Below are 14,113 nucleotides of genomic sequence, written 5' to 3' on the forward strand. Positions count from 1 at the left end.
TGGCTTATAGATTCGTTTCTATCCTCGGATGTAAAAGCTGGGGTGAAATTTCGGGGGTCAATGTGGCCAACAATGCGGATTTAGAGGCGATGTATAGGCAAGGCGAGACGTGGCAGTCGCGCAATAGTCGCCTGAAAGGAATAATCACCGTAATTCTGCTTGGCGTGGCGATCGCGGGCTGGATTTTAGCGGGCATCATGGCTTTCACGATTTCACAGATGTTTCCCTTGGTGAAATCGGAAGTGGTGCCGCTCATTGTCGATAAGAACACCGGCTACATGGAGACGGTGACAACCCTCGATCAAAGCCGCGAAAAGGTAACGCAACAGCAAGCCGTGCGTGCAGCTTTTGTGGGCAATTACGTCTTGCGGCGTGAGATCTATGATCCTCGCTATGTAGCCGATAATTACGACATGGTTGGGCTGTGGTCAGATCCGAATGGTTCAGCCTTTAAAGCATACGAAGAGCTCATGAACCCTGCCAATCCACAAGGACCAATTGCCATGATCGGCACTGATGGCGAAATCCGGCCTGAAATCCTTTCGGTCAATCCCCTGAACGCCAACACCATGAGTGTGCGGTTCGAAACCAAAGAACGGGTCAAGGGCGGCACTGTCGTCAATCGATGGTCGGCAACGATCCGTTATAGGCAGTTGCAGTTGCCGGCATCCAATCGCGTCAGGCTGTTCAATCCGCTTGGATTTGTCGTTACCGATTATGTGAAAGTGCCTGAAAGCATGCCAAGTGGGCTTGGTCAATGAAGCGAACCAGTCTTGTATGTTTCATCCTGGCTTTTAGTCTGTGCGACGCTTCTGCCGAACTGGTCGCTCAGCCCGGGCGCTCCGATCCGCGGGTTCGCAACGTTCCCTATTCAGCCGAACAGGTGGTCGTGGTGACAGGAACGTACGGCCTGATCACTACGATACTTTTTGGTGCCGACGAGGAAATATTGACCGTAACGGCAGGCGATACGATCTCGTGGCAGATCGTCGTTGCCGCCAACAGGAAGGCATTGACCCTCAAGCCGACCGAAAAGGATGCGCCGACCAATATGTCGGTCATCACGTCGAAACGCACTTATTCCTTTGAGTTGCAGGTCAATACGACGAATTCGAAGCGAGAACAGACCTACAAGGTGCGATTCACGTATCCTGAGGAAGCCGGCTTGCGTGGTACCGCCGAAATGTGGCGTCAGGCCGAGCAGGCGACGAAGAGCCCGAACCTGAAGAACATTCGCCGGGACAAGGTGAATTTCGATTATGGTTTCAAAGGCGGCGACGCTGCCAAGCCGACTTGGGTCTTCGACGACGGTATCAAGACCTTCATGAAATTCACAGGAGATGTCCCCGCAATTTTTACCGTGGACGGGAAACGGCGCGAAAGCCTGATCAATTACAGACGTGAAGGCGATTACATCGTCATCGATGCCGTCTCCCGTCAGTGGACGCTTCGTTATGGAACCGAGACGGACACCTGCCTGTTCAATTTGCGCACGGTGCCGGCTGATGTGCTTGCGCCGATTGAGGGCGCTGTCGCGCCACGGCGGATTGGAGCGGGAACGCCCCCTCAATCATCCTCTAATCAAAGTGTCAGGTGACGGGCGGGCCGATGAGTGATCCAAATTACCAGTCGTTGGAGACCGGCAGCGGACTGGGTGCTGCGGTAAGGAAATCGTCCGTTGGTGGTGGTCGGACGTTTGCGCTGGCCCTTGCCGTACTCGGATTCGGGGCGATTGGCTATTTTTTGTTCGTTGACGACGAAGGTGAAATCGAACCATCGGAGCCTGCGCAAGGGGAGGAATTCGTGCCGGTGCAGTCACCTCAGCAACAGGCATTCGTGCCGCCCCCACCCCCAGAAATTCCAACGGTAACCGTACCGACCGCGCCCCCTCCTCCACCTCCGCTCCCATCGGCAGAACAAGCACCCGCAATTGCGGCTGCGCCAGTGGAAGTGCGCGAGCCGGATTGCGAGGAAAACGCCACGGATAAGGCAACCCATCCGAAATGTATCGAACTTGAACGTCAGCGCAAGTTGCTTGAGCGCGTTCGCTCCAATGTTGTCGTTATTGATACGGGAAACACCGGAGGCGAAATGCAGGCAATGGTCGGTAGCGGCAACGCGGCTGCTGGCGACAGCAGCGGGATGGAAGCTGAAGACGGATTAGGCGGCAGTGCAAGTGGCAGTGGTGGCGGCCGTGCTGCCGATGCTGATCGCGCCTTCCTGTCGCAAATGGGCGGCGCCGGTTTTGAAACCTCTGTAGCGAACAAAAATAAACGTCCGGACGCGTGGATCCCGCAAGGGTCGATGATCCGCGGAACGCTGGAAACAGCCATCAATTCCGATCTGGCCGGCATGGTGAAGGCGATCGTTCGTCAGGATGTTTATTCGTTCGATGGCCGGCGCATCTTGATTCCGGCCGGATCCTCCCTTGTCGGCGATTACAAGACAGGTGTTACCCGCGGCCAGGAACGGATTTTCATCGTGTGGACGCGGATGATCCGTGCTGATGGCGTGTCGGTGCAGCTCGGCTCCTATGGCACAGACGCCTTGGGACGTTCGGGATTGACCGGCAAAGTTGACAAAAAATACTGGGAGCGGTTCGGTCCCCCTGCCCTGCTGACGATGGTGGGCGGCTTCGCCCAGTACGTGGCGGCGCTGGGTGACGACAATGACAATCAAAACGTCACGATCATCGATTCCTCGACTGGCAATGTGATTTCGGTTCCCTCCAACAATAATTCCTCGGGCGAGAATCCAAAGCAGATCGTTTCAGAAACCGTCGCAGCCGGCATCCAGCAAATGGCAGCCGAAGCGTTCAAGGACAGCAACAGCATTCAGCCGACGATTGACATCAATCAGGGTGCGGAGATCAACGTATTTGTAACCCGCGATCTCGATTTTTCCGATCTCTATCCCGATCCGGTGCGTCAGGAATTTGAACGGCTAAGGAAAGCACGCAATAGAAAATGAATGCCAATCACAACAATCCAGCAAGGTATTTTCTGGAAGAAGCCTTAGCGCCGATTCGAGAGTTCTTGGACGACCGCAAAGTCGTGGAAATCTCGTGCCAGAAACCGAACGAGGTCTGGATTGAACGATCGGGAACGCTTGAGATGGAAAAACACACCGTCGCGGGGCTCGAAAACGCCGCGATCGCCTTGATGGCGGAACGGACGGCGGCGCATTCAAGCCAGGTGGTGAATGAGGAAAACCCGCTTTTGTCTGCTACATTGCCGGACGGCGAGCGCATTCAATATGTCCTTAATCCGACGTCTGTCACCGGCCATTGTTTTTCCATCCGCAAGCAGGTGCTTCGGCGCCTGACACTCGAGGACTACGATAATGCCGGGGCGTTCAAGCGGACGCGCGTTGCTAGCGACCATTTCATTGATGAGGTCGATATCGAATTGTCCCGCTTGTTGCAGGCGGGTGACATCCGTCACTTCCTTAAAGTTGCAGCACACAATCATCGAAGCATGATCGTCAGTGGGGGCACGTCCACCGGAAAAACCACATTCCTCAATGCCATGTTGACGGCGATTCCGAGAAACGAACGGTTCGTCATGATGCAGGATGCGCCTGAACTCGAACCAATTCAGGAGAATGTTGTTTCCCTAACCGCATCGAAGGGCGACCAGGGTCGCGCCAAGGTTACCATGACATCGCTGCTTGGGGCTGCGCTGCGTCTGCGCCCGGACAGGATTTTCATGGGCGAGCTCAGAGGCGAGGAAGCATTCGACTTTCTTAATGCCATCAACACCGGTCATCCGGGTTCAATGACAACGATCCACGCCAATTCGCCGCGCCATGCCTTTGACCGGCTTTCGACACTGGTGCTGAACAGTGGTGTCCGCATGGATCGGGCTGACATCATCAGTTACATCAAGTCCATTATCCCGATAGTCGTGCAGCTGAAAAAAGGCGATGAACATGGCACTCGAGGCGTGAGTGAAATCTTTTTCGCCGATGAGGTTGATCAAAATGGAAAGCGCAAACACCGCTGAGCGAGAGGAGCGTCCCGTCTCCCCTGCGCTGGCGAACTTTCGCCAGCGGTTTTTCACGGAGCTTGATTTACCGGCACGATGGGGCCGGATCCGGCGACAGTCCTATCTGACGTTTCCGCTTGCGTTGCTGACCGTCTTCGCAGTTTGGTTGTTCTTCTTCCTTTTCCTCTATGACATATACGTCACCTCATTCGGCACAGTGTCCTATTTTGATTACGCGCTGGCAGCTCCGTTTGCAGAGGCGGTGACATCCACCTGGAGACTGATCGGACGGCGCGATACGGCCGGCATTTTCATCCTCGCCCTGGCACTCGCTGCACCGCTAATGTTCGCCGTCCTGGTCTTGTGGATGCTCAAGGGCGGGCGGGCCTTCTCGCGTCACATCCTGTACCTGCTGCACATCCGATCGACCCGCCGACTGGTGGGTATCGCCATCATGGGTCAGTTTCTTAGCGTCGCGGCCGTCGTGGTCTATTCCGTCGTCTTTTACGTGGTGGCGACCGAATTTGAAAAGGGAACGGATCTTGCAAAACTCTATTTCGAAAAGCCACTCGCCATGGCAACGACACCGTTCGGTTCGATTGATGCATCCGGCGCAGTGGTCAAGGCTCCAAGCAAGATCCGGCGTGCCGGCGTGCTGGCATTTTTAGCCGCAATTGCCGGCATCGGATTTCCCGTCGGTCTGGCAATTCAGAAGCGCGGCCGGATGGTTTATGGTGGCGCACGGTTGGGGACGTTGACCGATGCCGCCGATTTCGGACTGCGCAAAAAACGTGGCGTGGTTCTCGGAACCAAGCAGGGTTTGTTGCTGGTCGATGACAGCGACAAGCATGTGCTGGTAATCGGCTCACCGGGTCAAGGCAAGTCACGCAGCATCGTTATACCGTCCATGATGCGGTTTGGCGGATCGATGTTCGTTCTCGATTTTGGCGGTGAGCTCTACAAGGAAATGGCGGGGTGGCTTTCGGCGGATGGTTATAGCATCCATGTGATTGCGCCAGGTAGACAAGAGACTGATGGGTTTAATCCGTTTGACTTTATCAGCACGGATCCAGCTCAACGCATAACTGATCTGCAGAAGCTATCCTTGATGATGATGCCGGAGCGGGTTCGCTCGGATACATCGGATTTTTGGGAGGAAAGCGCTCGAATTCTGCTGACCGCATTGATGGCGTTTATTATCGAATGTCCGGACACGCGCAAGACACTGGGTGAACTGCAACGGATCCTTGGCTCGATGCCGGACGAGCGCAAGGCGGTCACGCAGTTGATGGAAAAATACGAACATACGCTGAGCGATGCCACGCGCATGCAGCTCGACAAATTCCGCGGCCGTCATGAGAAGTTGGGCGAAGGCATTGCGGCCGAGATCGGCGCCAAGATCGACGTTCTGCAGAACAAGAACCTGGAGGCGATGCTGTCGGCGACAACGATACCGCTGAAGGAGATCCGTAATCGCAAGATGGCAATCTTCCTCGACGTCGATATCCAGTCTGTGCGCATTTTTGAGCGGTTCATTTCTCTGCTCATTGAAACCACGATGGACATTTTTATCAAGCAAGGACCGTTGCGCGACGACCAGCATGATGTGATGGTTATGCTCGATGAATTTGGCAATGCCGGCCGGCTGGATACGATCCTGACGCAGGCGCCACTGATGCGAAAATACGGCATCCGATTTGTGTCAATCCTGCAGGACAGTGCACAGCTCGAACGGCTGTATGAGAAAACCGGCCGTGAGATCATTGCCGGATCATCGACGATCAAGCTCTACATGAATTTTCAGAACCCGAGGGACGCCCAATACATATCGACGATCGCCGGCAAGACCACGGAATGGCTGCCAACCTCGTCTTACACATACCGGCATGGCCGCCGCGATCGGCAGGTCTCGATGATGCCGGTGCAAAAGGATCTCTTGTCCGTTTCTGATTTGATGATGCTCAAGCCGGAGGAATTGATCCTGCACGTCGCCGGCGCTCCGGTATTCAAGGTGCTTAAGGTGGAGGGAGGCGATGATCTACGCTTTGGTGCCTACAGGAAGTACAAGGCCCCTTCTCGGCCGAAGATGGAAATCATCGAGACTGGCGGCATCGATATGACACCAAAGTTCCGCAAGAACGGATCAATTATCTATGTTTCCACGCTGGATGGCCTCCGCCACCGTCTTGGGCTCAACCCCTTGCGGGAAGCTGGTGTTGATTTGACGGCAGCACTAATGGACGATCGTGAAGGACGCGAATGCAACGACCCTCAGCCCGTTAAGGACATGAACGCCAACGTTGTTGATATGAGGGCGCTGAAAGGGGAAATGTCGCAGGGCGATCGCGAAAAAGCTCTGGATGAAAAGTGTTTCGAGCGGTCCGAAAATGTTGTCACGATTGACGACGTGGCCGTGCGTTCGCCAATCCTTACCAACGAAGAACTAGAGGATGTGTTCGGGATTGGTGATAGCAACCATTGGGAACTTCCGGATGGACTTTTGGATGGCACGATGCAGGCCGACAATGTGAATCCGCTCGAAATTAATTGCGGAATCATGGCACTCGTGTCAGCCGCCAGACAATCCGTCAAGCCTGAGGCGGCAGAAGCATTCGAGGAACTTGAGGCCGCAGTTTCCGATCCGCTACAGGAAGAGAAAGCTAAAAATTCCAAGAGTTAATCTTCAATCAGATTTCTCGGGGAGCTCCACTCGCCCGCGCATACGCCTTCGCGTATACGTTGTTTTATACGCCTTCGCGCATAATCCTCAATTACACGCATTCGCGTATATTAACACTTTATGCGCGCTCGCGTATATTGATGCCTGGAGGTTGCCCCATGAACGAGCACATTGCACGTACCGAAAAGCAGCTTGGCGCTATCCTGCGCCGCGTCCGAAAACACGCCGGACTAACGCAAGGCACGCTCGGCGAACAAATCCATCTGCGACAAGGAACGGTGTCTCGCCTCGAAGCTGGAGAGCCTGCTGTCCAGTTGCGCACTCTGATGGGAGCGCTCTTGGGCCTCAATCTCGAACTCGTCGTCAGATCGCGCAGCCAGAGCAGCGCCGCCGACATCGAGGACCTGTTCTGATGGGACGAAAGCGGGCGCACGTCCCCCTTTAATGTCTTCCTGAACAGCCGCCTCGTCGGTGTACTGCGCCGCGAGTCAACCGGCGCGATCGACTTCCAGTACACGCGCGATTGGCTGGAATGGCGCGGTACTTTCCCGGTCTCGCTCTCCCTGCCCCTGCGCGAAGATCGCTATATCGGCGCCGGTCATCAATGTCTTCGACAACCTGCTGCCCGACAGCAACTCCGTTCGCAAGCGCGTCGGCGCTCTGCAGTTCCTGTCCGACGGCATCGACCCGGTTGTCACATCGTTCCCAAACAGCTTCCGTGACTGACCTTGTCGCCAACACGTTCGGCTTCGCCGAAATGCAGGTCGTCTCCTTTGAGGATCTGTTTGGTGGCAAGCTTCATGCAGCTGTTGATCGTCAACACCCGCGGGATCTCTTCGATGTGAAGCTGCTCTACGAGAACGAAGGGCTGACGGATGCACTGTTTCGCACCTTCCTCATTTATGTCGCCAGTTCGGGCCGGCCGCCGCACGAGCTTATCAAGCCCTCCTTCTCCGAACTCGACGAAGCGTTCGTCAAGGAGTTTGAAGGCATGACCGTCGCGCCTGTCAGCCTGGGTGAACTGAAGGATGCACGCGTGCGTCTGACCGACGACTTACTCACACGGTTGGATGATAGCGCTATGCGTTTCTTGCTTTCACTGCATGAGACCGAGCCGGATTTTGAAACTATCGGCATGCCGCAGGCGGCAAACCTGCCGGCCGTCAGATGGAAACTGCTCAACCTCACGAAACTGAAAGAGCAGAACCCAGAGAAACACACCCAGCAGCGCCATGAGATTGAGAACATATTGTCTTAGCTCCGAACGACGGTTCCAGCGCGCTCCAACACACCTGAATCCGAAAACGTTTATCGCGGCGTTTGCATTGCGACGAATCTCTAAGACCCTGAGGAACCGCAAAACCCGCTATGCTGGGTGCAAGCCACAACGTTGACGTCGTCGAAGACTCAAGACTTCATCAAACTCGCGGCATGCCTTTCGGTCTCATATGGCGCTTTTGCGCTGCGATTCTGAATATCGAGTTGGATGCGCCGTAACCTCGATATCCGTTGCGCTGAACGATTTCAAAGAAAAAGCCCTCGCCATAACTTGGACTGTATAACTGAAAATATTCACCGCTTTCATCGCGGTCATAAAGGATATTTGCCGACCTCAGTCTGTCGGAAAGTCCGATATCGAGACCAAACCGCGCTTCCAGATCATCGTAGTAGTTGGGCGAGATCTGGAGTGGTGTGAAGCCGTTTTTATGGAGCGCAGACGCTGTTGCAAAGATATCGTTGGTCTCAAACGCCAGATGCTGGACGCCGGACCCGAAATTTTCGGCGATGAAGTGTCCAGCAAGGGTAGTGCGGTTTTCTGCACCATTAAGTGTCAGACGGAAGCGGCCGTTAGTGTTTTCAACTACCTGACTGCGCACAATGCCCGCAGGATCGACGATGTCGACCATAGCCGTTTTACGCACCTTGAAAATCGAGGTGTAGAATAGGATCCAAGTCAGCATTTCGTCGTATTTCATCGTCTGAGCGATGTGATCAACGCGCCGGAGCCCCACACCATCCCGCGGCTCTTCGCCGGCAATCATGTTGAACTCGATCTCCCATATATTTTTCAGATCAGACTTTTGATCGACAAAATAGATGATACCGCCGCCAACCCCGCGGATCGCTGGCATCGTCAGCTCGCCCGGCCCGACGGTTTGCTCAAAAGGCTCTGCGATAAGCGCGCGTGCACGCTCCGCGGTTGCTTTTGCATCATCCACTTCGAGACCGATCGCGTAGGCCGACGTGCCATGGACCAAATAAGAGGAATGAGCAAATCCTTCATGCTCGGTGTTGATGACAAGATTGATCTCGCCTTGCCGGTACAGGGTAACCAGCTTCGTCTTATGCGTACCCGCGACTTGGAAACCCAGAATGTGCAAGTGCCCGCTGAGTTTTTCGGCCTCCTCCTCGCTGGCAGAAAATTCAACAAATGCCACGCCATCGACATGAATGCGGTCCGGCATCTTTGGCAGCCCAATGGTCCCCTCCGGCGCGCGGCGCTGTATCTGGTCTCCGAGATAGATTAGCGATCGATGACCATCCAGCGCTATCGAATGGGGTGAACCACCCCGAAACTGATCATTGAAAATTTCCAATGACAGATACCCATCGTAGCCTGTGGCGGCGACAGCTTGCATGAAATCCACGACCGGTAGATCCCCCTCCCCTGGCATGTTGCGGTAGTGGCGGCTCCAGTACAACAGATCCATGTCGATGAGCGGGGCATCGGCAAGCTGGACAATGAATATTTTTTCCTTGGGAATCGAGCGGATCGAATTGACATCGATCTTTCGCGCCAGCGTATGGAAGCTGTCTAGGATCAGCCCGACATTGGTGTGATCAGCGCGGCGCACGATTTCCCACGCGTCACGATGATCATTGATGTGCCGTCCCCAGGCGAGCGCTTCGTATCCAACGCGCAATCCGCGTTTCTTTGCACGTTCGCCAAGGTCGCGAAAGTCATCCGCAGCTCGATCCAATCCACCCAACGCGATTGGCGATACGTTCGAACAGACAAGCACGAGGTCCGTTCCCAATTCCTGCATGACATCGAATTTGCGTTCGGCCCGATCGAATGCGCGGGATCGATGCGGTTCCGGCATCCCCTCGAAATCACGAAAGGGCTGAAACAGCGTAATCTCCAGCCCGCAGTCCCTGACCATCCTGCCGACGTCGCGCGGGTTTGCATCGAAGGCCAGGAAGTCGTTCTCGAAAATCTCAACACCGCTGAAACCAGCCTTCGCGATTGCATCCAGCTTTTCAGGGAGATCACCACTGATTGAAACTGTTGCTATTGAAGTCTTCATTGCCGGGTCCTTGCGTCTATGAAGGAAAGCGTTCTATGCGGTCATGGACTTGAAATGGTCGAGCATCCGGTTCGCATCAGGCTGCAGGCCGGTAAAAAGCTGAAAGGCTCCGACGGCCTGGAATACCGCCATGCCCCCGCCATCGAGCGTTGGACAGCCGCGCTGGCGTGCCTGCCTCAACAATTCCGTCTCCAGGGGAAAGTAGACAATTTCCGCTACCCAATGGCGCCGATCAAGCATATCCGCCGGTAACGGCAGGCCAGGATACCCAGACATGCCAGTGGGTGTGGCATGGATCAATCCCGACGCCTGCTGCATCGCTTCCATAAGATCACCTTCGGCGATGATTTGCGCGTCGGGGAAGATCTGCTGCATTGACCTGCTCAGCGCAATGGCGCGCTGTCGTTCGCGATCAAATACGGCAAGCTTCGCCACTCCCAGCGACAAAGCTGCATATGCGGTTGCGACCCCCGCGCCTCCCGCGCCGAGCTGAACCACGAACGACGTGTCGACCCCGGGAAGGCCGCGACGGAAGCTCTGCGCAAAACCCCACCAATCGGTATTGTGGCCGTAGCGCCGCCCATCCTTCAGAACGACAGTATTTACGGCACCGATCGAGTCGGCATCGGCGGAAAGCTCATCGAGATGCGGCATGACCGCCTGCTTGCAGGGATGTGTGATATTGAGACCTGAAAAGCCACGTTCCTCCGCTTCAGAAAGGAGCCGAGGAAGATCGTCGATCGATGCAACAAGCTGATTGAGGTCGATCAGGTCATATTCATAGGAGAGCCCCTGCGCCCTGCCTTCCTTCATGTGCATAGCGGGCGTGAGCGAAGCCTGAATGCCTGCCCCAATGAGCCCCGCCTTTATCGGCTTCAACAATGTCTCGCTCATCATTTCCATTCCGCTCGTTCGAGCTCGGCGCGACCTTGGACTATCGAGCAAGTCAGCCCGCGGCAGAGCGCGGGCTGACTTGTACCTCTACTGGCCGCGTGCTGCGTTCAGTTCCTTGAAGAGTTCCGTAACGGTCTCTGTGCCAATGTCCGCGCTGAACTTGTCGATCATCGGCTTGACCGCGTCGCGAAGTTTCTGTGTTTCCTCCGGGCTGAGTTCCGTGACTTCCATCCCGGTCTTCTTGATCTCGTCGATCGATGCCGCGTCCTGCTCACGCGAAACCTTTCGCTGATAATCGCGCGCTTCGTCTGCCGCCGACTGCAGTACGGCCTTTTCTTCATCATTCAGCCCGTCCCAGAACTTCTTGCTGATCAGCACGATCTGCGGATTGTACTGGTGGCGCGTAATCGTCATGTACTTTTGAACTTCATAGAATTTCGCGTTCACGATATTCGCCGCGGGATTTTCCTGACCGTCCACCGTTCCTGTTTCGAGCGCGGTATAGAGTTCGGTATATGGCATGGGCACCGCATTCGCGCCGAGACTGTTGAAAAGCTCAATGGGAATTGGCGACTGGATCGTGCGGATTTTCAAACCCTTGATGTCTTCGAGCTTTGCTACCGGATGCCGGTTGTTAGTCAGATTTCGAAAACCGAGCTCCCAATAGGCAAGCCCGACAAGACCAGTATCTGGCAGCATTTTGATGAGGCTGGTGCCGAACGGACCGTCCATGACCTTGTCTGCCTCTTCACCGCTGTTAAACAGGAAGGGCAGATCGACCGCGCCGAACTGCTTGACGTTGCCGGCCAGTATCCCGGCGTTTAGGACTGTCATTTCGATGACCCCGCCCTGAAGGGCGGAAACCGTCTGAACGTCTCCGCCCAGCACGCCTCCCGGGAAAAGCTTCACGGTAATTTTGCCGCTGCTCTTTTCCTTCACGAGATCCGCGAACTTCTCCATGCCCATGACCTGCGGATGGCCCTTGTTGTTGGCCGATGCAAATTTGAGCTGATGCTCGCGGAGCTCGGCCATGGCCGGACCAGTCGTCAACAGTGCGAGTGGCAGTGCCACTCCTACAAGGACTTTCATCAATTTATTCAGCATTTTTTCCTCCCAATGTTGGCCGGTGTCTCCCCACGGCCGGTTGAATTCCTTTCGTCACGTGCCACCTGCTCTTCAATGTCCCAGCCAGCTCACCGGAACCATTACCAGTTGCGGAAACAGGACAAGCAGGAGCAGCACGATGAGTTCAGCGATGAGAAATGGCATGACTCCCTTCATCAGCTCTTCCATCGAAAGTTTCGATATGCCGCAGATGACGTTGAGCACGGTGCCGACCGGCGGCGTGATGAGGCCGATCGAGTTGTTGATGATGAACAGGACGCCGAAATACACCGGATCGATCCCTGCCTCTTTGATGATCGGCATCAGCACCGGTGTCATGATGAGGATGGTAGGCGTCATATCCATTGCGGTGCCGACGAGCACCACGAGAACCATGATGGCGAGCAGCAGCAATGTCTGATTGCCCATCAATGGTTGGATGAGCGCGGCGAGATCGCCCGGCACGTCAGCCACGGTGATCAGCCACGCGGAAACCGCTGCCGCCGCGACCAGAAACATGACGACAGCCGTAATCTTCGCAGCGGCAACGAATACGTGGAAAAGTCGCGCCGGCGGTAATTCGCGATAGATCACCATGGCGACGAAGAGCGAATAAACGGCCGCGACCACCCCTGCTTCGGTGGGCGTGAACACGCCGAATTTTAGCCCTACGATGATGATAAGCGGCAGCATGAGCGCCCAGATGCTGTCGATGAATGCCTTCAACCGGACAGCGCCGGATTGTCGTGGGGGCAGGCTGAATTGCTCCTTGCTGGCAACAATCAGCCACGTGATGCAGAGCGCCACCGCTATCAAGAGACCGGGAAATATTCCGGCAAGAAACAGCTTGGTAATCGACACGCCGCCGACGACGCCATAGAGGATGAAACCAATCGAAGGCGGGATGATCGGTCCAATGATCGACGCCGAGGCAAGCAGCCCGCCCGCCCGCGCGGGATCGTGGCCCGATTTCAGCATCATCGGCAACAGCAGGGTCCCCAGCGCGGCCGCATCGGCCACGGCAGATCCTGAAAGGCTCGACAGCACGCAAGCGGCAAAGATCGCCACGAAACCCAGACCGCCGCGGATATGGCCGACCAAAGCCATGGCCAGATCGACGATGCGCCGCGACAGGCCCCCGGTGTTCATCACTTCGCCAGCAAGCATGAAGAACGGGACTGCCATCAATGGAAAGCTGTCTGCGCCGTTCAACACATTTTGCGCAACGATCTGCGCATCGAACATGCCGAGATACATCATGAGCGCGACGCCGCTGACAATCAGGGCGAAGGCGATCGGGACGCCAAGCGCCATGGGCCCGAGAAGTGCACCAAGGAAAATTGCTACCGTCATCCTTGGCTCCCCAGAGTATTCACAGGACGGCCTAGCCCCGTGCTTGAGTGGTCATCGTCAGCGATCTGCTCTTCAGAGTCGCGTACAAGCTCGGCAGTCGCCAGATCGATACGGCCAGTTGCGACGCAAAAGGCATCCCAAAGAAGGATCAGGAATGCGGGAACCCCGAACGCGAGGCCTGCACCATAAAAGAAAGCCATGGAGATACCGGTCGCCGGTGCTTTGACATGCAGGTTGATCAGTGTCTGATCCCAGCTGCCGCTGATCAATAACCATGTCGCCACCAGCATGAGGAAATGTCCGGCCAAAACGGCCGCCTTGGCAATATTTGGCGGTAAGCGCCGGATAACAGAATCGACGCCCAGATGCCCATGTTCATGCATGGCGACAACAGCACCAAGGAACGTCAGCCATATGAAAAACAACCGCGCGAGTTCTTCGGAGTAAGTGATGCCCTGATTGAACGCGTAGCGTAGGACGACATTGCCGAAAACCAGTACCACCATGCCCGCAAGCAACAGTGCGATTGCAACCTTCAGCATGAGAAAGCAGAATTCGATTATGCGCGCCATTCGCTCCTCCCGCGAGTGAACTGTTCAGAACAGTCTTTTTACATGCGAAGGGCATGCGCCGTCCGAAAACCCCGGCACCATGTCCGCATGGTCTGCGCTCCTCCAGCACAAGCCAAATTGCATATTGTCCTAAAATGTACTAACCAGTTCGAATGTCAAGCGCTTCTATTGAAAGATCGATTGAAGGTGAATATGACTTCGTAGACGCCGAGATAG

The 14,113-nt window shown here is 55.5% G+C and carries 12 protein-coding genes and 1 pseudogene; 8 read left to right on the forward strand and 5 right to left on the reverse strand.

Going from position 1 to position 14,113, the window contains the following annotated elements; genetic code table 11:
* Nucleotides 1-62 precede the first annotated feature (62 nt).
* The 8 genes and pseudogenes from BLM14_RS20250 to BLM14_RS20285 form a co-directional block, all read left to right on the forward strand.
* Nucleotides 63-761 (forward strand): VirB8 family type IV secretion system protein, encoded by a 699-nt coding sequence (locus BLM14_RS20250; protein WP_237143604.1) that lies wholly within the window; start codon nucleotides 63-65, stop codon nucleotides 759-761.
* Nucleotides 758-1,597: a TrbG/VirB9 family P-type conjugative transfer protein gene (locus tag BLM14_RS20255; RefSeq protein ID WP_100001695.1), complete on the forward strand. Its 840-nt coding sequence runs from the start codon at nucleotides 758-760 to the stop codon at nucleotides 1,595-1,597. Before BLM14_RS20250 ends, BLM14_RS20255 begins: the two co-directional genes overlap by 4 nt.
* Nucleotides 1,598-2,091: 494 nt before the next feature.
* The gene (gene virB10, locus BLM14_RS31925) at nucleotides 2,092-2,970 is read left to right on the forward strand and encodes a type IV secretion system protein VirB10 (RefSeq protein WP_237143605.1); all 879 of its coding nucleotides are present in this window, start codon (nucleotides 2,092-2,094) and stop codon (nucleotides 2,968-2,970) included.
* Nucleotides 2,967-4,004 (forward strand): P-type DNA transfer ATPase VirB11, encoded by a 1,038-nt coding sequence (gene virB11 / locus BLM14_RS20265; RefSeq protein ID WP_100001699.1) that lies wholly within the window; start codon nucleotides 2,967-2,969, stop codon nucleotides 4,002-4,004. Before virB10 ends, virB11 begins: the two co-directional genes overlap by 4 nt.
* Nucleotides 3,982-6,666, forward strand: coding sequence for a type IV secretory system conjugative DNA transfer family protein (locus tag BLM14_RS20270; protein WP_157929562.1), 2,685 nt, complete (start codon nucleotides 3,982-3,984; stop codon nucleotides 6,664-6,666). The genes virB11 and BLM14_RS20270 overlap by 23 nt, the downstream gene beginning before the upstream one ends.
* 158 nt (nucleotides 6,667-6,824) lie before the next feature.
* Nucleotides 6,825-7,079 (forward strand): helix-turn-helix domain-containing protein, encoded by a 255-nt coding sequence (locus BLM14_RS20275; RefSeq protein WP_100001703.1) that lies wholly within the window; start codon nucleotides 6,825-6,827, stop codon nucleotides 7,077-7,079.
* An 87-nt stretch (nucleotides 7,080-7,166) separates the two neighbouring features.
* Entirely contained in the window at nucleotides 7,167-7,388 is a 222-nt protein-coding gene (locus tag BLM14_RS31930) for a HipA N-terminal domain-containing protein (protein WP_237143622.1), read from the forward strand.
* Nucleotides 7,364-7,924 (forward strand): annotated as a pseudogene (locus BLM14_RS20285) (nucleotidyl transferase AbiEii/AbiGii toxin family protein); the annotation flags it as partial. The gene BLM14_RS31930 and the pseudogene BLM14_RS20285, both read left to right, overlap by 25 nt.
* A gap of 160 nt (nucleotides 7,925-8,084) precedes the next feature.
* On the opposite strand, the gene BLM14_RS20290 reads toward BLM14_RS20285, so the two are convergent.
* The 5 genes from BLM14_RS20290 to BLM14_RS20310 form a co-directional block, all read right to left on the reverse strand.
* Nucleotides 8,085-9,974 carry a bifunctional sugar phosphate isomerase/epimerase/4-hydroxyphenylpyruvate dioxygenase family protein gene (locus BLM14_RS20290; protein WP_100001707.1) on the reverse strand — a complete coding sequence of 630 codons (1,890 nt, stop codon included), beginning with the start codon at nucleotides 9,972-9,974 and terminating at the stop codon, nucleotides 8,085-8,087.
* A 33-nt stretch (nucleotides 9,975-10,007) separates the two neighbouring features.
* Nucleotides 10,008-10,868: a shikimate dehydrogenase gene (locus tag BLM14_RS20295; protein WP_100001709.1), complete on the reverse strand. Its 861-nt coding sequence runs from the start codon at nucleotides 10,866-10,868 to the stop codon at nucleotides 10,008-10,010.
* A gap of 87 nt (nucleotides 10,869-10,955) precedes the next feature.
* Nucleotides 10,956-11,972, reverse strand: coding sequence for a TRAP transporter substrate-binding protein (locus BLM14_RS20300; RefSeq protein WP_100001711.1), 1,017 nt, complete (start codon nucleotides 11,970-11,972; stop codon nucleotides 10,956-10,958).
* 72 nt (nucleotides 11,973-12,044) lie between these two features.
* Nucleotides 12,045-13,325 (reverse strand): TRAP transporter large permease, encoded by a 1,281-nt coding sequence (locus BLM14_RS20305; RefSeq protein WP_100001713.1) that lies wholly within the window; start codon nucleotides 13,323-13,325, stop codon nucleotides 12,045-12,047.
* A complete protein-coding gene (locus BLM14_RS20310) occupies nucleotides 13,322-13,897 on the reverse strand; it encodes a TRAP transporter small permease (protein ID WP_100001715.1) in 576 nt (191 codons plus the stop codon). Before BLM14_RS20310 ends, BLM14_RS20305 begins: the two co-directional genes overlap by 4 nt.
* Nucleotides 13,898-14,113 lie beyond the last annotated feature (216 nt).

This window comes from Phyllobacterium zundukense (genome assembly GCF_002764115.1).
Taxonomy (GTDB): Bacteria; Pseudomonadota; Alphaproteobacteria; order Rhizobiales; family Rhizobiaceae; genus Phyllobacterium; species Phyllobacterium zundukense.